22 protein-coding genes are annotated in these 18,402 nt (G+C 33.4%); 6 read left to right on the forward strand and 16 right to left on the reverse strand.

What is annotated here, in order from left to right; genetic code table 11:
* Positions 1 to 20: 20 nt before the first annotated feature.
* The 7 genes from dapD to BTOYO_RS06195 all read right to left on the reverse strand — a co-directional run bounded on the left by dapD (position 21) and on the right by BTOYO_RS06195 (position 3,998).
* Positions 21 to 743, reverse strand: a complete 723-nt coding sequence (dapD, locus tag BTOYO_RS06165) for a 2,3,4,5-tetrahydropyridine-2,6-dicarboxylate N-acetyltransferase (RefSeq protein WP_000783253.1) — start codon at positions 741 to 743, stop codon at positions 21 to 23.
* A 71-nt stretch (positions 744 to 814) separates the two neighbouring features.
* The gene (locus BTOYO_RS06170) at positions 815 to 1,699 is read right to left on the reverse strand and encodes a LysR family transcriptional regulator (protein WP_002039481.1); all 885 of its coding nucleotides are present in this window, start codon (positions 1,697 to 1,699) and stop codon (positions 815 to 817) included.
* 182 nt (positions 1,700 to 1,881) lie between these two features.
* The gene (cbpB, locus tag BTOYO_RS06175) at positions 1,882 to 2,325 is read right to left on the reverse strand and encodes a cyclic-di-AMP-binding protein CbpB (protein WP_000623575.1); all 444 of its coding nucleotides are present in this window, start codon (positions 2,323 to 2,325) and stop codon (positions 1,882 to 1,884) included.
* Between the two features lie 169 nt (positions 2,326 to 2,494).
* Positions 2,495 to 2,686 carry an antirepressor AbbA gene (gene abbA, locus BTOYO_RS06180; protein ID WP_001188532.1) on the reverse strand — a complete coding sequence of 64 codons (192 nt, stop codon included), beginning with the start codon at positions 2,684 to 2,686 and terminating at the stop codon, positions 2,495 to 2,497.
* A gap of 117 nt (positions 2,687 to 2,803) precedes the next feature.
* Positions 2,804 to 3,322, reverse strand: a complete 519-nt coding sequence (locus tag BTOYO_RS06185) for a ribonuclease H-like YkuK family protein (protein WP_000348650.1) — start codon at positions 3,320 to 3,322, stop codon at positions 2,804 to 2,806.
* Between the two features lie 74 nt (positions 3,323 to 3,396).
* The gene (locus tag BTOYO_RS27655) at positions 3,397 to 3,546 is read right to left on the reverse strand and encodes a hypothetical protein (protein WP_000440536.1); all 150 of its coding nucleotides are present in this window, start codon (positions 3,544 to 3,546) and stop codon (positions 3,397 to 3,399) included.
* A 215-nt stretch (positions 3,547 to 3,761) separates the two neighbouring features.
* A complete protein-coding gene (locus BTOYO_RS06195; RefSeq protein WP_000055152.1) occupies positions 3,762 to 3,998 on the reverse strand; it encodes a YkuJ family protein in 237 nt (78 codons plus the stop codon).
* 233 nt (positions 3,999 to 4,231) lie between these two features.
* Between BTOYO_RS06195 and BTOYO_RS06200 the strand changes: the two genes are divergently transcribed.
* Entirely contained in the window at positions 4,232 to 4,468 is a 237-nt protein-coding gene (locus BTOYO_RS06200; RefSeq protein ID WP_000717878.1) for a glutaredoxin family protein, read from the forward strand.
* Between the two features lie 116 nt (positions 4,469 to 4,584).
* Here the strand turns inward: BTOYO_RS06200 and BTOYO_RS06205 are convergent, their stop codons facing one another.
* From BTOYO_RS06205 to fadH, 4 genes are all read right to left on the reverse strand, one after another.
* Positions 4,585 to 5,073, reverse strand: coding sequence for a DUF3993 domain-containing protein (locus BTOYO_RS06205; RefSeq protein ID WP_001233803.1), 489 nt, complete (start codon positions 5,071 to 5,073; stop codon positions 4,585 to 4,587).
* Between the two features lie 55 nt (positions 5,074 to 5,128).
* On the reverse strand, positions 5,129 to 5,257 hold the full coding sequence (locus BTOYO_RS27610) for a hypothetical protein (protein ID WP_000544076.1): 129 nt from the start codon (positions 5,255 to 5,257) through the stop codon (positions 5,129 to 5,131).
* Entirely contained in the window at positions 5,257 to 6,474 is a 1,218-nt protein-coding gene (locus tag BTOYO_RS06215) for an EAL domain-containing protein (protein WP_000564311.1), read from the reverse strand. Before BTOYO_RS06215 ends, BTOYO_RS27610 begins: the two co-directional genes overlap by 1 nt.
* Positions 6,475 to 6,729: 255 nt before the next feature.
* The gene (gene fadH / locus BTOYO_RS06220) at positions 6,730 to 7,494 is read right to left on the reverse strand and encodes a 2,4-dienoyl-CoA reductase (RefSeq protein WP_000660910.1); all 765 of its coding nucleotides are present in this window, start codon (positions 7,492 to 7,494) and stop codon (positions 6,730 to 6,732) included.
* Positions 7,495 to 7,735: 241 nt separating this feature from the next.
* On the opposite strand from fadH, the gene BTOYO_RS06225 reads away from it, so the two are divergent.
* Both BTOYO_RS06225 and BTOYO_RS06230 read left to right on the forward strand, forming a co-directional pair.
* The gene (locus BTOYO_RS06225; protein ID WP_002039478.1) at positions 7,736 to 8,593 is read left to right on the forward strand and encodes a metallophosphoesterase; all 858 of its coding nucleotides are present in this window, start codon (positions 7,736 to 7,738) and stop codon (positions 8,591 to 8,593) included.
* Positions 8,594 to 8,690: 97 nt separating this feature from the next.
* Positions 8,691 to 8,927 carry a hypothetical protein gene (locus tag BTOYO_RS06230; protein ID WP_000283739.1) on the forward strand — a complete coding sequence of 79 codons (237 nt, stop codon included), beginning with the start codon at positions 8,691 to 8,693 and terminating at the stop codon, positions 8,925 to 8,927.
* 167 nt (positions 8,928 to 9,094) lie between these two features.
* On the opposite strand, the gene BTOYO_RS06235 is transcribed toward BTOYO_RS06230, so the two are convergent.
* Both BTOYO_RS06235 and BTOYO_RS06240 read right to left on the reverse strand, forming a co-directional pair.
* Entirely contained in the window at positions 9,095 to 11,203 is a 2,109-nt protein-coding gene (locus BTOYO_RS06235; RefSeq protein ID WP_000421687.1) for a polyphosphate kinase, read from the reverse strand.
* A 117-nt stretch (positions 11,204 to 11,320) separates the two neighbouring features.
* Positions 11,321 to 12,850: a Ppx/GppA family phosphatase gene (locus BTOYO_RS06240; RefSeq protein WP_000661381.1), complete on the reverse strand. Its 1,530-nt coding sequence runs from the start codon at positions 12,848 to 12,850 to the stop codon at positions 11,321 to 11,323.
* A 176-nt stretch (positions 12,851 to 13,026) separates the two neighbouring features.
* Between BTOYO_RS06240 and BTOYO_RS06245 the strand changes: the two genes are divergently transcribed.
* Positions 13,027 to 13,485, forward strand: coding sequence for a YkyB family protein (locus BTOYO_RS06245; RefSeq protein ID WP_000804859.1), 459 nt, complete (start codon positions 13,027 to 13,029; stop codon positions 13,483 to 13,485).
* 31 nt (positions 13,486 to 13,516) lie between these two features.
* On the opposite strand, the gene BTOYO_RS06250 is transcribed toward BTOYO_RS06245, so the two are convergent.
* Together BTOYO_RS06250 and BTOYO_RS06255 are read right to left on the reverse strand one after the other, a co-directional pair.
* Positions 13,517 to 14,179 (reverse strand): YkyA family protein, encoded by a 663-nt coding sequence (locus BTOYO_RS06250; protein WP_000922477.1) that lies wholly within the window; start codon positions 14,177 to 14,179, stop codon positions 13,517 to 13,519.
* Between the two features lie 645 nt (positions 14,180 to 14,824).
* The gene (locus BTOYO_RS06255; RefSeq protein ID WP_000680808.1) at positions 14,825 to 15,478 is read right to left on the reverse strand and encodes a diguanylate cyclase domain-containing protein; all 654 of its coding nucleotides are present in this window, start codon (positions 15,476 to 15,478) and stop codon (positions 14,825 to 14,827) included.
* Positions 15,479 to 15,642: 164 nt separating this feature from the next.
* On the opposite strand from BTOYO_RS06255, the gene BTOYO_RS06260 reads away from it, so the two are divergent.
* Positions 15,643 to 15,876, forward strand: a complete 234-nt coding sequence (locus BTOYO_RS06260) for an SPP1 phage holin family protein (RefSeq protein WP_000939445.1) — start codon at positions 15,643 to 15,645, stop codon at positions 15,874 to 15,876.
* A 31-nt stretch (positions 15,877 to 15,907) separates the two neighbouring features.
* Here the strand turns inward: BTOYO_RS06260 and BTOYO_RS06265 are convergent, their stop codons facing one another.
* On the reverse strand, positions 15,908 to 16,408 hold the full coding sequence (locus tag BTOYO_RS06265; RefSeq protein WP_000708174.1) for a hypothetical protein: 501 nt from the start codon (positions 16,406 to 16,408) through the stop codon (positions 15,908 to 15,910).
* A 434-nt stretch (positions 16,409 to 16,842) separates the two neighbouring features.
* On the opposite strand from BTOYO_RS06265, the gene BTOYO_RS06270 reads away from it, so the two are divergent.
* Positions 16,843 to 18,384, forward strand: a complete 1,542-nt coding sequence (locus BTOYO_RS06270; RefSeq protein WP_000449890.1) for an MDR family MFS transporter — start codon at positions 16,843 to 16,845, stop codon at positions 18,382 to 18,384.
* Positions 18,385 to 18,402: the final 18 nt, after the last annotated feature.

Below are 18,402 nucleotides of genomic sequence, written 5' to 3' on the forward strand. Positions count from 1 at the left end.
GCTCTTACGCTTTTTGTTTTTTATTTCTCTGGGTTTAATTGACGAAGCTCTTGTTTGATTTCAGTTTTCGCTTTTGTCTTCTCATCAATTTCTTTAATTACACGTGCTGGAGTTCCCGCAACAACTGTATATGGAGGCACATCTTCTGTTACAACAGCTCCTGCTGCTACAACTGCACCTTTACCTACTGTAACGCCCTCTAAAACAACTACATTTGCACCAATTACAACATCGTCTTCAACGATAACTGGTTTTGCAGAAGGTGGCTCAATAACACCCGCAAGTACAGCACCTGCACCTACATGACAGTTTTTGCCAACCGTTGCACGTCCACCAAGCACTGCGTTCATGTCGATCATAGTACCTTCGCCAATTACAGCACCGATGTTAATTGTTGCATTCATCATGATAACAGCGTTGTCACCAATTTCAACGTGGTCACGAATAATTGCGCCTGGCTCAATACGAGCTTTAATACCTTTTAAATCAAGCATTGGGATTGCAGAATTACGACGATCGTTCTCAACTACATAGTCAACAATGTGCTTGCTATTTTCATCAAGAATTGTCTTAATTTCAGACCATTCTCCGAATACTACACCAGATTTTTTATTTACAAATGCTTGTACTGTTTCAGGGAACGTTACTTCTTTTAAATCCCCTTTTATGTATACCTTTACAGGAGTTTTCTTTTCACTTTTTTGAATAAACGAAATAATTTCGTTAGCGTCCATCATTTTCATTCTTGTTGCCTCCTAAATCCATTTATATTGTTACTCTACCAAACGATAGAGCGAGTAGCAAGACAATAATCTTATTTTTCCCTTTGAATTTCTTCTATAATTTCTAAAAACGCTTGTACTTGCTTCAATTGTCTTGCTGATTCACTCGTTAACAACCATGTTTCTCTCGTTAATTGAACAGGTGTTTTATACATATTTTCCTGCACTTCTTTTAATACTGTAGAAGGCAATAATGCATAACCTATACCATTTAGAACAAGTTGTTTGCACGTCTCAATTTGATCAACTACAATTGTTCGCTTAGGTGGGTTAGAGAATAACCCATACCACCAATTTTGTATTTGACCATAATAAGTCGAATCACTTTTAAATTGAATAAATGGTCTATTTGTTTCTTTTAACATCGAAATATCTTTTATTTCTTTATCGACTAAATATAATTCATCTTCAAATAATTGTTGCTTTTGTCCTTTATATTCCTGTGATCCCCTTAATATAGCTACATGAACATCGCCCTCATAAAATTGCTTTTGCACTTCACTACTCCAGCCAGTAAACAGCGATATCTTCACAGAAGGATACTTTTGTACAAACTTTTTCAACACAGGAGGGAGCCAATATTGACCAATAACCGATGCAACAGCTATTTTTAACGTTCCATATGTTTCCGTTCTAAAAACTGCCAGTTCGCTCTTAATATTCTCTTCTCTTTGTAACATTTCTTTTGCATAATTTGCGACTTTTTCCCCTTCAGGTGTAATTGTCAATCCTTTTTGTGAACGAATAAAAAATTTCATTCCCCATTGTTTCTCCATAGATTGTAATCGTTGACTAAGCGCAGGTTGGGAAACAAATAAACGTTCCGCCGCTTTTCTCATATTTGATTCCTGGGCTAACACAACCATCATTTGAAAATCATCAATTTGCAACTTTCTCCCTCTTTCCTTAGCTTCCATACACCTTATTTCAATAAGCTTTTCATCCTGAATTTAACTGAATACTTTTATACAAAAAATACAATTTTTCAGTTCGAACTTTCCTTATGTTTTATGTCTTTTTAAATATAATACATACACAACTGATATGCACGAAAAAAAGTGACTTCTCCGTTTCTATGAAGTCACTTTCCTCCTATTGTCTATCGATTATGCTGCCGTACTTTTTTATTCAATAATTTTAAAATAGCTCTACGTGTTAAAATCCCCTCGAAATACCCTTCTTCATTTACAGCACAAATAAAAGGATGATCAATTGTCATTTCTAAAGCTTTTGCAAATGAATCTTCTAACTTAAGAACCGGAATATCTTCCTTCATCACTTGTTCTACTTTCATATCATCAAGTCTTTCAAACTCAATGCGCTCTAACCCTAACATACCATCTAAAATCATAGCAGTACTAATCAACCCATGTAATTTATACATTGGGTCTAAAACAGGTATTGCCGAATATCCAGATTTCACAAGAACGAGTAAAGCATGCTCTAATCCATTCCCAATTTGGACATGTGCTACTTTTTCTGATGAAATCATTAAATCTTTCACAAGAATTTGCTGAAACTCGTCTTTTGGAATACTAATCATGTTACATCCCCCATTTTCCCTTTTTCCTGCTTATATTCACCGATTCTATCCTTATTTTATGACAGCGTTTTCATATTATTATTTTGTCCTAACTTTATTTCAATAAAAATACAATTACACAGCTATTTTAGCATACAACACAAAAAAAAGACTACCATTACGGTAGCACTTAATACCCTTTATTTTTTAATCTGTAAAATAGCCTTGTGATTTTTTTATATTGCGTCACATCTGTCTGTTTCAAACCATTCTCAATATCTGTAAGTTCTACAGCTAAAATTTCACTCGCATAATTTTGTTGAAATAAAATATCTAGTAACAAACTTTCTTCTTCTTTCGTTAAAACAAATTCCCTTTGCATATACCCCTCTCCTTATAATCCCATCGTTACTCTCATTATATAAAATTTCCAACTTATTTAGTAGATGTAATATTCAGTTTTTAATAAAAACATGTAACAATTGTAACCTTATAAAAATTATTTCGTATATCGATTTGCATAGCTAAATGCCGCATAAGCATCCGGCTTAATTTTTGCAGTTAATCCCATCGCTTGAATTTTCGCTGTCATATCTAAAATAAATTCTTTTGTTAAACCATCATTCCCTATGTCCAAATGAATTTCCATTATGAACCCAGCCCCATCTTGAGCATATGGATGCAATAAATCCCATATGGTTTGTATATGGTTAGGAGTAAATAGGCAAGCGATTTCTTGACTAAACTGTGTTTCTAAATATATTTTCTCCCGTAATGTTGCCGGCTTATCTTTTACTGACCTATGGTGTAAACATCCCCAAGCCCCTTTTCCAACACGGTGAATATGGATTGCCGTAATAAATCTCGTATCTTTTTGATGTGCTTGTGAGTCTGTCCCAATAGATAATCGATATAAATTTCGTGGATCCTTTTCAATGAAACTACAAATGCGGTTAAAGACCGTATCAAAATTCAAATGTCTCTCTGAAACATTATAGAATTTATGCCCACCGTCCACATAGTCACGTCCTTTCCATTAGACAGACTTTTCGTATTCTCATTGTATGGGACAAAAACAAAAATTATAACTTACTATCCTTTATTCGTCTCAATATTTCGCATTACAAAATGACAAACTTGGCAAGTATAAATTACATTTTGATTCGATTGAGCCGTTAATACATGAATAATCTCTGCAGAATTGTGGCAATTAGGACAGATCACAACTGGTAAACGTTCCACATAACACACCTCCTATTTATTTTTATCACGCTATTTTCGAGCAGTAAAACTCCTGATTGATGTAGTCCAATCATCAGTCGATAATAAGCACTTCCACTGATTAAAGTCTTACTTTATTACCATTGTAGGAAAAACGAAAAATTCCTATACATATATACTGGAAAGTAAAAGAACTAAAAAGGTACTGCCATAGGCAGTACCTTTTTTTATATGTATCAAGAAATGATATCGTAAATCTCAATTGCAACCATATCGATATTATCGAATTGATACACTTGAGGTTTTTCACCTTGTTGATACACTTCTAATTCATACATTTCACTTTTATCGAAAAATTTCACGCTACATTTGCGCTCACCGTTCACTTCAAAATAGCGTTGTGCTACTTCACCGCTTACAGCTTGTTCTTGTAGACTAACAAGTCGTGTTAAAATTCCTTGGAGTAGAGACATGAAATCTCTCCTTTCTCTAATCTTCCTACCAATAGGTTTTACAGCTATACTCATTCTATCCGTCATAACAGAAAAAATGTTCCACAGTCTAGGATAAAGGTTATTGGCCAGAAACTCAACTAAAAATTTGTCGAAATGCAAAGGAAAACACAGAAAGAACATCTTTTTCCTTCTTTATTGCGATTTCCATACTGGAATAATATAATAAAAAACAGAAAAAAGGAGGAATTACAATGAAAAAAATTGAGGTTTACACACAACCTGATTGTCCGCCATGTGTCATTGTGAAAGAATTTTTAAAGCATAATAACGTTTCATATGAAGAATTTGACGTAAAAAAAGACGCTGCTGCTCGCGATCGCCTTTTATACGACTATGATTCCTATTCAACTCCAACAGTTGTAATCGACGGTGAAGTGGTTACAGGTTTTCAAATCGAAAAATTACAACAGCTACTCAATATAGAATAGGAATAGGTAAATACCTATTCCTATTTTTATCTCGTTATTTATGGGCAGTAAAACTCCCGATTGATGAAAGCTAATAATCAGTGGGATATAAAGCCCCCACTGATTAAAGTTGCACTTTATAATTGTTGTAACCTTTTTATTTCAGTTAAAAGTTCTTGGCTTTCATGATACCCTGCTAATTTCCATTTATCTTGATCCCTTTTCAATGTTACAATTTGATATTGTCCACTTTTCGCCCGCTCATATACATATAAATTTTTATGCTCTTCATCATACGCCATTTTCGTTTCCGAATTAAAAGAAAACGGTGCTTCTTTTGCTGGAAGTAAATATTCACCACTTTGTTTATCACTTCTACTATTTTCATCTGTAAATACTTGAAGGAAATTATCTGTAAAATACGGTGATAACGTCTCTATCATCTTATTCATCGGCAAATGCTTCCCGCGAATTGAAAATTGGGTTTCATAGCCTTTTTGTATCGTTGTAAACACGTCTTTCCGATCGACTTTCAATTCCTCTTTTCCTAAAACAGTTGTAACACTATAACCAACTAGAAAGGCAACACATACAAATAGAACAAGCCATATTCCATATTTCCTCATTTTTCCACCTTCCTTTTAAAAGAACTTGTCTTTGTAGTATTCATTGTAACAATGATTATGCAAAGAAAGGGATGGTTTCGTTCGTAAAATCTTTACAACGATAGACAACATTTTCATCACCATTTTCACTATTACCAATTTCTGATAAAAACAAACAAAAAAATGCACGAATCTCTTCGTGCATTAAAATAAAACATCTTCTTCATATAAATATTCATAAGATAAATCTATAAATAAAAAGTTTTCATCATCAATCGGGAAAGAAAATGTTCGTACCATTTCACCAGTTTCAATATCGGCATATAAATCTGAAAGTCTCGCCTTATTTTCAAAACGCATTTTCATAATATTCTCAAGAAAATACGGGCGCCAACTCCAGTTCTTCATATAATACTCCGGCATCACAATCCATTCCCCATCTTTTTTCATAACATTACCTGATTGTTGAAAACCATCTTCATTGCAAATAAATATGCGAAAACTACATTGTGATATACTTTGGCTAAATTGTAATAACCAATCATTTATATCTTCATTCTTTTTTTGTTTTGACAGAACATCACCAATTCGATCACGTAACATCTCTGTTAAATGATAAATTTTTTGCAACTTCTTTTTCTCATGCTGAATAAATTGATGACATTCATTACCAAGTCTCTCTTTTAAAACATTCGTTTCAATAAAATCAGGTAAACATTCTTTTAAATAATTACCTTGATAGTATCTACCACCGTTTTTCCAAGCATATTGTAGTTGATAAAAAGCATCAATTTCTTCATATAACAACGTTGCACCAATTCTTCTTGCAAGTAAAGATAAGGAATATAAAATATCTTGATAAGATTGTATAAGTGCAGTTTGCCTTAAGTTTGTTAAATCTACTTTTAAAATATCAGGTGCTAACACGCTAATACGTTCTAAATTACTTGTACCCGTTCCAACTTTATTAATCGAAATCTGAATACCATATGTACGATAATACATAAGCAAATGATTAAATTGCTCAATATCTTCTTTACATTCATGCTCTGTTATCTCTAAAACAATGTGGTTCAAATTTAAACCTTGTTTTTCATACATCAATAAAAGTTGAAGTAAACTTTCATCTTCGTCATTCATTAATACGTTAGCATTTCGATGTATAAATAATAACAATTTTTGATTGCTTTCTAAATAACGGTTTAAAGCTTTTTCTACTATAATATTATCCGCTTCCAGTTGAAACTCACTTGGAATAGAATCATCATGAAAGAACGAAGCTAAACTTTGTATGCCCTCTTCTGTTTGAATACGTCCTACTACTTCATATCCAATTACTGTATGTTCATCAGCACTAAAAATAGCTTGATAATAAGGAAGGACTTTATCCAAGTTACTCATTACATCTAATGCATCTATCAACGTGCTTCCCTCCCTTTACTTTTCAAAAATTATAACACGATATTTACGGAAAAATAATAAAAAATCCCTTCAGTTTTCCTGAAGGGATTAGAGGGGTAAAATGCTAAGGGGAATTAGCAATTCTACTATGAAGAAAAAAGAGGTCTTAAATATACCGTATATATGACCTCTTGTAAATACCTTTCTTTCACATGTCACAATTCCGTCACATTTTACCACAAAAAAATGAATCAAACATTCATTTGGTCATCCCTCTTAAAATGGATATTGATGCAAGTGTTGTCCTCCATCCATTGTCATGCATGTTCCATTTATGTATGCAGCTTCATCTGAACATATATAATAAGCTAGACCCGCAATTTCTTCTGGCGTACCTAGTCTTCCAAGTGGCACACTTTGTAGTGTACGCTTAGCCATTTCTTCTGAAATCCATAATTTATCGGCACCGCCCGTACGTTCAATCGGCCCTGGTGCGATAGCGTTAACTCGTATTCCATATTTACGTCCCCACTCAACAGCAAGCGTTTTAGTCATTGCTAATACGCCAGCTTTTGCTGCAGCCGAATGAATAACTCCTGGACCTGCATCCCATGCATATGTCGCTACCATATTAATGATATTTCCTTTTATACCTTTCTCAATCCAATACTTCCCGACAGCTTGACTGCAATAAAATGTACCATTTAACACAATATTAATGACCGAATTCCAGCCATTCACAGATAAATCTTCTGCTGGACAAATAAAGTTGCCAGCTGCATTATTTATTAAAATATCAATTCGTCCGAACTTTTCATCAATATGTTCAATCATTTTCTGAATATCTTCAGTATTTCGTACATCCATTTGTACAGGCAATATTTGCCCTGGAAACTGTTCAATCTCTAACTTTGTTTCCTCCAGTTTTTCTTTTGTACGCCCTGTAATAACAACTCGTGCCCCTTCTTTTGCAAAACGAGTTGCCATTCCTTTTCCCATTCCACTCGATCCACCTGTTATAATTACTACCTTCTCTTTCATATATATCCCTCCCAAAAATGAATACACATTCATTTTATCATTTTATTTGATAGAAATCTTTATATTTTTAAACTTTTCTGATATTTTAACTTAAAGAGACTTCTTTTCATTCATTTTTCCGTAAGCTATACTACTTCTTTATTATTTTAAATATATTAAAAAAAACTGAAAGGAGATTTGAGTAGCCTGTATATGGAACGAAAACACATGATATAAATCAAATAGGTATACTCATACTTTTATGAAGCAAATTACACGAAGAAATTTTTTGAAAAATGGAATACGCACTTGTCTATATTCATTTATAACCACTAGTATCGGTTACTATTACGCTAAATACATAGAGCCGCATATGATCTCTTTTACAGAGCACACACTAAAATCACAGCTCATACCAAAAAGTTTTCATGGTATGAAGATTCTTCAATTTAGCGATTTACATCTCGGATACTATTTCTCGCTCCAACATTTATCTCAAATCATTTCTAAGATTAATGCTGCAAACCCAGATATTGTCCTTTTTACTGGTGATCTCATTGATAATTACCAAACATATACTGATACTCCTTTCGTTGCATCCATTTTAAAGAATATACAAGCACCCTTCGGTAAATTTGCTATTTATGGTAACCATGATCACGGCGGATATGGAACTGAATACTATGATCACATCATGCGTGAATCTGGATTTGAACTATTACAAAATAGCGAAAAACGAATTCGTCTACTGGATAATAGTGAAATTTCTATTTTCGGACTCGATGATATACTACTTGGCAAACCAAAAATAGCGGAAACACTACAACAAGCGCGGCAAAATACTTATAACATTGTTCTTGTTCACGAGCCAGATATTGCGCCACAAATTGCTACATATCCAATCAACTTGCAACTTTCTGGTCATAGCCACGGCGGACAAGTAAAAATCCCTTTTTTAGGTGCTATCGTTACCCCATCACTTGCCAAACACTACATTGAAGGCTTCTATTCCATTCAAGACTTATCTCTCTATGTCAATCGCGGACTTGGAAGAACACGTGTCCCATTCCGGTTTATGTCAAAACCTGAAATTACACTCTTCACCCTACAACATTCGTAATAATTCGCCTATTTTCTTACATATCCTTTCTTGTACGCGCTCATCCACGTTTCGTTTACCATATGATAAAAGTGAGTCCAATAAAGGAGGTTTGTTCATGTATCCATATTATCAACCAATCCCAGTTCGTTCAGCACCTATTGGCCCAGTAGGCGACTCACGATTCTTTCCGTTTTTTGGCGTTCCATTTCTAGCTGGAATTGCTGGTGGATTGCTCGGCGGAGCATTAGCTTTCGGCCCTAGACCATTTTATCCACCTTATCCACCACCTTACCCGCCACCAGCACCTTATCCTTGTTATGGTGGACCTTGTCAACAACCATACTATTATTAATGTATGCCAACAATTCTACCAACGCTATTCTCTCTATTAGACAATCGATTAATATGCTTACAATAAAAACTATTCTCTCTACACATTCTTCTATTTTGAGAACGTATAATAAGTAGAGAACAAAGTAAAAAACCTCTATTAATAAGAGTGTTTTTACTTTGTTCTTGCTATTCAGCATCTGTATTTTGATACGCCATCTTAAACAACTTCACTTGGCTATCAATCTCCTCTGCACTACTATTAATAACATAATAGTAGTCACCGTCTTTATTTTGTTCGCGTGTTTTCACATTATCTGCTAAAGTAAGCTGTAAAATCGCCTTTATTCTTGCTTTCATTTCAATATCTAGAATTGGGAAGGATATTTCTACTCGTTTCTCCATATTTCGCGTCATCCAATCAGCTGAAGATAAATATATTTTCTCCTCTCCATTATGATGGAAATAATAAATACGGCTATGTTCTAGATATCTTCCTACAACACTAACTACACGAATATTTTCACTTACATTTGGAATACCAGGTCTTAAACAACATGTTCCTCGAACGATGAGCTCTACCTTTACTCCCGCTTGTGATGCTTCATACATTTTTTTTATTAATGGTTTATCCGTTAGTGAATTCATCTTAGCGATAATATAGCCATTTCCATATTGCCTATGATAACGAATTTCTTCATCTATTAAATCCATAAATTGCTCTCTTATATCAAATGGTGCAACTGATAAATGGTGAAAATGCGGTTTCGTTGTATAACCACTTAAATAATTAAAGAAATTTGTTGCATCGACCCCAAAGTCTTTTCGTGATGTAATATAGCCAAAATCGGTATATAACTTTGCTGTTGCATCATTATAATTTCCGGTTCCAAGATGTACGAATCTTTCGATTTTTCCGTTTTTTCTTCTTACAACTAGCGTAATTTTACTATGCGTTTTCAAGTGACTTACACCGTAAATAACGTGACACCCAGCCTGTTCTAATTCTTTAGCCCAATGAACATTATTCTCTTCATCAAACCTTGCTTTTAACTCCACCAACACTGTGACTTGTTTTCCTTTTTCAGCTGCTACTTTTAGTGCCTGAATAATCGGAGAATCACCACTTACTCGATATAATGTTTGTTTAATCGCAAGTACATTCGGATCGTCTGCCGCATCACGGACAAAATCAACTACTGGCTGAAACGATTCAAAAGGATGATGTAATAAAATATCATGCTCAATCGCCTTTTCAAATACATCTTCCTCATCACCTAAGTCTTGAGGTGGTTGCGGAATAAGGGCTGGATAAATGAGATGTTCATATAATGGTGCTAATTTTTTATATAAAGAGAATAAACATGTTAAATCTAACGGTCCATCCATTATATATACATCTTCATCTTTTACTTCCAACACCTCGTATAATAATGTTAATACTCTTTCATCAATGTGTTCTTTGCCAACTTCTAAACGTACAGCAGCTCCCCACTTACGCTTTTTCAACTCTTTTTCAATTACCTTTAATAAATCCCTCGCACCCTCTTCATGAATTGTTAAATCCGCATTACGTGTAATACGGAAACGAGTAACAGATGATACTTTATATCCTGTGAATAATTTATGAGTAAAACTACTAATTACGTCTTCTAATAAAATAAATTTATGCTTTTGCCCTTCACTCGGTAAAAATATGAAGCGTTCAAGTAATGAAGGAACTTGCACAATTCCTAACTTCGTACGGTTTTCTTCCTCCACTTGCTTCTCATCATATAAAAGAGTAGCTAAGTTCAAACTTTTATTTAATAACATCGGAAATGGACGGTATGCATCGATAGCTACAGGCGTTAAAACCGGAAAAATTTGCTCATCAAAATAATCTTCTATAAATTCTCTCTGTTCTTTCGTCAAATCATGGAATGTTAAACGCTCAATCCCCTCTAATTCAAGCGCTGGCAATACGTAATTTTTAAACGTATCATATTGTACGGTCATTAATTCATGGGCTTTTATCTCAATTTTATTTAATTGTTTTTTTGGTGTTAAGCCAGCTTTATTTTCTGGTTGATTAAACCCAGCACTCACTTGATCTTTCAAACCCGCTACACGTACCATAAAGAATTCATCTAAATTCGAGCTAAAAATACTAATAAACTTTAATCTTTCCAAGAGTGGATTATTTTCATCTTGCGCTTCTTGTAGTACACGTTCATTAAATGCTAACCAACTTAGCTCTCGGTTATTATAATATGCTGTATCATTTAAATTTACGATGTTCCCCTTCAACAATTCCATTCTCTTCACACTTCCCCTTGAAACTTTTTTACTATAATTTAGTTACTTTTATTTTAGCAAATTACAATATTATAAAGTGTAAATTTTTTGTAAAGACATCCGTACAACCTAACATTTTCATTCAAATGACAAGTTAATATTCGTTTTTAACACTCTTTCTAGCTGCTTTTTTTGTTTTTCAGCTTGTACTTTTTCTGCTAATGCCGATTGCTCACATAAAATTCTAAACGTTAATCCTTCTTTATTTTCTGTTATGGATATCGTATCGACAAGCGATCTTTGTCTTACATTTAAAGCAGCTGAAAATTGTAAAACAGCCCCTAATAGGCGGATTTTTTTTTGTTCGCTTTTATCAAACCAACCTTCAAATGGAGATAAATGTTGTTTAAATAGCATTTTTGATTTATAAGATGCAATAAGCGCTAACCTCACTCGATCTTTATGCATCATGCCATCAATTGTTTTATTCGCCAATAAATAAAACGTGTGTAAACGACTCGCTTCTTCGTCTATATATTTTCCAATGTTAAATACTTTCGCTGCTTGATGGAATGCTTCCCAGTCTTTTATCGAAACAGAAATCAGTCCCATTTCTTCGAGTTGTTTACAAATCAATCTTCCATGTTTAATAAGTTGAATGACAAATTCCATATCCATTTCATATTCGTGTGATAACAAATGTAAGCTTTCTTCAACTACATTCGGATAATATGAAATCCCTAAATCTTTCGTCAACTCTTCATAGAAAACACCTTCTCTTAATCCTTTTTTGCTTAATACAAATGCCGTTGCTTCTATAATATTTACAAGTTTATGAAATACTTCAACCGCTGGAATAATTGTATCAGCTCGATCTTTTGCCAATCCTTCCATTTTCTGAAGTTCGATAAACGATTGTTTTTCTAATGTACCTTTTACATTTTCAATATCTTCTTCTTTCATTTTGTATAAATGTACTCCCGCTATAGGATAGTTTATTAAATTTTGGTGGATTTTTGCTAAGTTTCTCGCACTACCACCAATTGCAATAAGAGGCAATTTCTTATCAATTAACCATGGTAACGTTCGAAATTGACACTCTAAATACTCTCGAATTTCCTCTAATTCATCTTTAGTAGGAATATCACCTTTAATAAATAGATGTTTTAAAGAAAGCGCACCAAAAGGAAAACTATGGTACTCTAAAATCTCTCTATTTTTAATATATGTAACTTCCGTACTTCCGCCACCAATATCTACTGTTATTCCTTCCGAAAACGAAGTAGAATTCATAACTGCTAAATAGCCGTAACGTGCTTCCTCATATTCTGATAACACTCTAAGAGTAAAGTCTGTTTGTCCTTCAACAAGTTTTTTAATCTCCTCTTGATTCTCAGCCTGTCTAATTGTTGCCGTTGCAACACAAAGTACATGATGCAGCTGATGGAATTTTGTACTTTCTTGAAATTGAAATAATGTTTGTAACAATACTTCCTTACCTTCTTCATTCAAAACACCATCGATTAAATAATTTCTTAACCGAGCAACCACTTTCGTATTTTCAATTTCTTTATAAAAACCTCCATTTTGCTTTTCATAAATAACTAAACGCATTGTATTAGATCCAATATCTATAATGGCATATTGTTGTTTTAATAGTTCTTTCAAACTTCTCACTCTTTCATTATCAAATTTCAAAACACATTCTATTACTATTATACAAAATAGTTGTTTTTTGTAACAATATTGCTTTAATATTGAAAATGTATACAATCACTTTTTGCATATAATAAAAACCTCTTTTATTTATGTTATAATAATGAAAAATTGAAAGGAGATTCAATATGAAACCTTCACAACCACAATCTCAATTACAAAACCAACATCCTATTAATCGACTAGCTCAATCTATTTTCGTTGTGAATCGTCATGCCAAAGCTGCAACTAACCCTAAATATTTATACTGGTTAAAAAAGACAGCTTTAGAGCGTTTAATCGCCGAAAAAAAAGCAATTAAAGAAGGATTACATTTCTCTAGAAATCCACGTTTTAGCCAACAACAATCTGATGTTCTTATACGGTTAGGCGATTATTATTTCCACATCCCTCCTACGAAAGAAGATTTTCGAAACCTACCACATCTTGGTCATCTTGAATCCTCCTACCGAAACCCGAAAACAACCTTGTCTTTAACAGTTTCCAAAAAAACACTTCAAGATTATATTGGTCCTGAAGCACTGAAACAAGAAAAAAAATTAAGTGAACCTGTTCCATGGTATAGCCGCACTTATACAAAAAAATAAAACAGTTTGGCCTATGTTAGGCCAAACTGTTTTATTTTTTCTCTTCTTTAATTTTAATATTGGCTTGCTTGTAAAATGCAACTTTTTCTGTATTATAAGATTTCGTGAATTCATTAAACTTATCTTTTTCTGACTCAATATCCTTATACGATTGATTTACTACTTTAACTTTCTCACTAATATCTTTTAATTTTGTACCTTTATCTTGTAACATTGTATATAATTCTTTTTCTTGTTTTAACGATTTATTATAGCTGTCATACATTTTGTTAAATGAATCATGTCGTTTCTCATATGTGCTTTTCACTTTATCCGCTTGCTCTTTCAATTTCTTATCTTCAATTTTCTTCACATATTTATCTGCTGATTTCACTTCTTCTTGCGCCTTATTTAAAGATTCTTTTTCTTTTTTAAGCACTTTTTCTCGTTCATCTGTATTTTTCACTGCTTGGTTCAGTTTTTCCTTAACAGTTTGATTATTATCTTTTCCTTCTTGAACAATCTGGTTATATAATTCTTGTCCCTCTTTTTCTAAAGTTTCAAGTTTCTTTGCATCTTCAAACATTGTTTTTTCTTGCTTGGCAGCATTTTCAAATGCTACATATAATTCCTCTTCTGGTTTTGGCCCAAAACAACCCGCTAATAAAACCATTGATAATGTGGCTACAATTGCTAATTTACTATATTTCAACATCTTTTCCTCCTACTTATAAACGATCCTTGTGTAAAAAAGCTATAAAAATCATATAATCCTTCTATACACTTCACACTCGTATCTTTTTTACGAAGATCATCAGTATTGTTTATCATGCTTGTACACATTTATTACTTGAAATTATTTTTCACGTTATTCTCTTTGAATTATGTAGCAGTTTCATGTCCATCTACTAAGTATATTTCACTTTGCACTTTTCATTCTCTACTCACACTATGTATTACCTTAAAATACAATGGAATTCACCAGAGCCATAATAATTAGAAGAACAACTATAATAATTCACCTGATAAAAGATGATTGTCGATCTCTCACATCTATCATTCCCTTTCCGCTTTCTATCAAATAATCTCTTTGTTCATTTTACACAGTACAAATACTACCTCGCAACAACTTACAAATATTCTTTTCCTTTCCTAAAAAGGAAAAGTGTAGAGCATGTTTTCCTCTACACTTTTAAAATGAAACACATTGTGCAAATGCATTGACACATCCATCATAATTATATGCCTATTTCATATATTTTTAAAGACTTTTATTACAATAAAAGTTGTTTTTGTAATAAAAGTCAAAAAAATGTTACAATCCGAATTTCTTCATATCATATTTCTTCAACTCAAAGTTTTACTCATTGTCTTTCAAATTTCTATACTGGTACAATTGATTCTGTGCCTTTCTTAACAATTCTTCAAAAGTTTTCCCTTCTACTGGATAACTAGCAGCCCCAAATAATAACGTCACACTTAATAAACCACTTTCTATTTCACTTTCAATATTTTTCATTAATCGTCGTGTTATTGTTGATTTTTCATGACCATTATCAATCGCTACAATAACATATTTATTTTCATCCCATTTTGTAACGACATCACCTTTTCGAATCGTCTTTACAATAGTAGACTCCACTCTCTGTACTAACGCTTCCAACTTTTTTTCTTGCACTGTTTCCTTTAATCCCTCCCATTCTTTAACGGAAAGAATGTACACTGTAATATTGCGAGAATCTCGTTCAGATAAAGCAGCTACTTTTTCAAAAAAATCAACAACAAAATCATTACTTGCCATTCCCCCTACTTCCATATTCATACGTCCGTTTTCTCTTTTATCATACCAATGGCCAAAGTAACAACTTAGCAACAGTTGCAAAATATAAATAATAAAGACAGTATAAAATGATCGCGAATCTAATTTTGCAATTACATCCTGAAGCGCAATCCATTCCGTAACAGCAACAGTATTCCCTAGTAATAATCCACTAATCTTCCCTTTATGTTTCATACTTCCTCTCCTTCCTATACCAATATATGTTTCTATAACAATAATGTTTTTCTACCAAATAAAAAATGTACATATTCTATGTACATTTCCGCTAGAGCTTGTATTCCTTTTTTATTCTATTTCATATATATACTATATATCGTTTATAGAAAGGAGTGACCTATATGCTACAAAAAGAAAATCTATCAGATGCTATACGTTTACTAGCTGGTTTTTTGTTATCATTAAAGCTACTATTTACCTCTTTCGGAATAAACTTTATTACGAACGATCAAATCGACGCTATTGTAAATGTTATTTCATTTCTATTCATTCTATATTTTGGTTATAAAAATAACTATGTAGGAAAAAAAGGAATCGAACAAAAGAAAATACTCAAGAAGCACAACCTCCATTAAAAAAGGAACCTTTCGCACAGGTTCCTTTTTATCATTGCCGCACCACAACTTCATTTGTTTGCAATGGGCCATATGAGACTGCTTTATGTTGAAATGTGTATGTAGCCTTAAACAATGCAGTTTTAACCGCTTTATCTTTATTTGCTTTTAATTTACAACTTAGTTCCACCTTCTCGTTCGGCAATAAATTATCGATTCTCCACCTTACAAGCTGGAATAAAAACTCGCTCATCCCCTTATTAACCTGCAGAGAATTCGGAATATACGAAAAGTAATCTCTAATCATATGACTTACAACGACTCGTGAAATCACTTCAATTCCTTTATTTTCAACTTCAATTCGCATAATAAGTATGTCGTTTACATCATAGATTAGTTCATATGAAAATTTTTCTTCATACATACTACGGATTTGTAATGTAACTGCTACATTAGGAAGTTCGCCTTCCTTTTTTGAGCCATCAATCCACAATACCGGCTGTAACGGTATTGTATCCCTTCCTTGATCCGAAATTCGCTTCCATATTTTCATAATATATATTCACCTCATTTCAGATGTACCATCCATACAATTCTATTCTTTCGCTTTACACAATAAACTACAAAAATGATGAACGCTTGTTACAAACGATATTTAATAGTTCCCTTCCTTTTATCCTATTCGACAATATAAAGAAAAAACCATTTTTCAACTGTTAACAGGAAGTATTCTTACTGAAATATTTTTTACAATTTACTTCATTGACTTTATAACAATATTCAGTATTGCTCACTCTTTTTCTTTCCATACAAAAGGATATTTTGGTGAAAGAAAAAGTTTGCCTTTTAGTCAAATTTGACTATAATATTCTTTATGGCATGTCAGTGCACTTATGTAAGAGAATTTAAGAGGAACTATGCTTTAGATTTTTATGCGTTGCATTTAAAACTTAATATAGTTTACTTATTATTAAAGGAGGGGCATATTTGGAAACTCAACTATCAAAAAAAGACTCCAACAATACAAAGTTTGTTGTTGCTGGTTTACTACTTGGTATTTTAATGGCAGCAATGGATAATACAATTGTTGCAACCGCAATGGCGACGATTGTCGGAGACTTAGGAGGATTTGACAAGTTTGTTTGGGTCACATCGGCATATATGGTAGCAACAATGGCAGGGATGCCTATTTTCGGAAAACTTTCTGATATGTACGGACGGAAACGTTTTTATATTGGTGGACTCATTCTTTTCTTATTCGGTTCTGCACTTTGCGGGACAGCATCTAGTATTGAACAATTAAGTATTTATAGAGCAATTCAAGGTATTGGTGGTGGCGCCCTTATGCCTATCGCCTTCACAATTATGTATGACATATTCCCGCCAGAAAAACGTGGGAAAATGACAGGGCTATTCGGTGCAGTTTTCGGGACATCAAGTGTATTTGGACCTTTATTAGGTGCCTATATTACGGACTATATAAGCTGGCATTGGGTCTTCTATATTAATATTCCATTAGGGCTTATCTCCTTCTTCTTCATTACTAAATACTACAGTGAATCTCTAGAATTTAGAAAACAAAAAATTGATTGGGCTGGTGCTATTACACTTGTCATTAGTATTATTTGCTTAATGTTCGCACTAGAACTTGGTGGTAAAACGTATGCATGGGGCTCTAATGTAATTATCGGTTTATTTGCAACTGTTGTTATTATGCTTATTATTTTCTTCTTCGTAGAACGAAAAGCAACTGAGCCTATCATTTCTTTCCATCTATTTAAAAAACCTTTATTTGCAGCTAGCCAAGGCGTTGCCTTTTTCTATGGTGCTGCTTTTATCATCTGTACAGTTTATATCCCAATCTTCGTTCAAGGTGTTCTCGGAGGTTCAGCCTCAAATGCTGGATTAATTTTAACACCAATGATGGTCGGCTCTGTAATCGGAAGTCAAACAGGTGGACAGTTAGCTTCACGAACAAGCTATCGTAACATTATGATGGTATCTGGCGTTTTCTTCGTTCTTGGTATTTATTTACTAAGCACCTTAACAATGGACACACCTCGTATGCTCGTAACGCTATTTATGGTCCTCGCTGGACTTGGGGTTGGTTTCTCATTCTCAGTTTTAAGTATGTCTTCTATCCATAAATTAGAAATGAGAGACCGTGGTTCTGCTACATCAACAAACTCATTCTTCCGTTCACTCGGTATGACTCTTGGTGTAACGATTTTCGGTACAATTCAAAATCATATTTTTATTAATAAATTAAACACTGTGTTCCCTCCTGAACTTGCAAAATTAGCTCCAAAAGGTGGAGACACAAGTTTCTTATTATCACCAGGTGCTACCGAGAAGATTCCAGCAGAAATATTAACTGGTATTAAAGAAGCTCTCGCTACATCTATTGCCAACACATTCTTCTGGGCACTGATCCCAGCTGTACTAAGTATTATTTGTATTTTACTTATGGGAAATGAACGCCTATTTACAGGACCGAAAGCGAAACAAAAGCAAAAACAAGTAAGTTAGTATAAAAAAAGGAACGGC

The sequence above is a fragment of the Bacillus toyonensis BCT-7112 genome, assembly GCF_000496285.1.
GTDB lineage: Bacteria > Bacillota > Bacilli > Bacillales > Bacillaceae_G > Bacillus_A > Bacillus_A toyonensis.